We start from the raw sequence: 433 nt of genomic DNA, 5'->3' as shown, positions 1-433 counted from the left end.
CGAATTTGAGGATTTTCATGCGCTGAACCGCGCCTATCGCGACCGGTTCGGCTTCCCGTTCATCATCTGCGTCCGGCGCACCGACAAGGCGGGCATCCTTGCTGCAATGCGCCGGCGGCTTAGCAACGATCGCGACACGGAGATCGAGAGCGCCATTGCAGAAATCGGCGCGATCGTGCGGCTTCGGCTGGAGGATTTGGCATGACACTCGAACGACATGAGGAGAGGGTCGCTCACGACCTGGCTTGTCTCGGCTTCGGCGGTTCGGACTGGCTGCGACCGACCGAGCGAGAAGATGGCCATGTCTACGACGTGGTCGTCGTAGGCGGCGGTCAGAGCGGCCTCGCTACCGCGTTTGGCCTGCTGCGCGAGCGCATCTCGAACATCATCGTCCTTGATGAGAACCCTGCCGGCCGCGAGGGGCCGTGGGACA

2 protein-coding genes are annotated in these 433 nt (G+C 63.3%); both read left to right on the top strand.

The features are described from left to right. Positions 1-205, top strand: a 205-nt coding sequence (locus AACY49_RS31255; RefSeq protein WP_339528216.1) for a 2-oxo-4-hydroxy-4-carboxy-5-ureidoimidazoline decarboxylase, incomplete at its 5' end; no start/stop codon positions are given. Continuing rightward, positions 202-433: FAD/NAD(P)-binding protein (locus AACY49_RS31250; protein WP_339528214.1), on the top strand; the 232-nt coding region annotated here is incomplete at its 3' end. The genes AACY49_RS31255 and AACY49_RS31250, both read left to right, overlap by 4 nt.

It is taken from the genome of Pseudomonas sp. EL_65y_Pfl2_R96 (assembly GCF_963970905.1).
Classification (GTDB): Bacteria; Pseudomonadota; Gammaproteobacteria; order Pseudomonadales; family Pseudomonadaceae; genus Aquipseudomonas.
The sequence above is the reverse complement of the archived record's forward strand: the minus strand, read 5'-3'. Positions and strand labels throughout refer to the sequence as shown.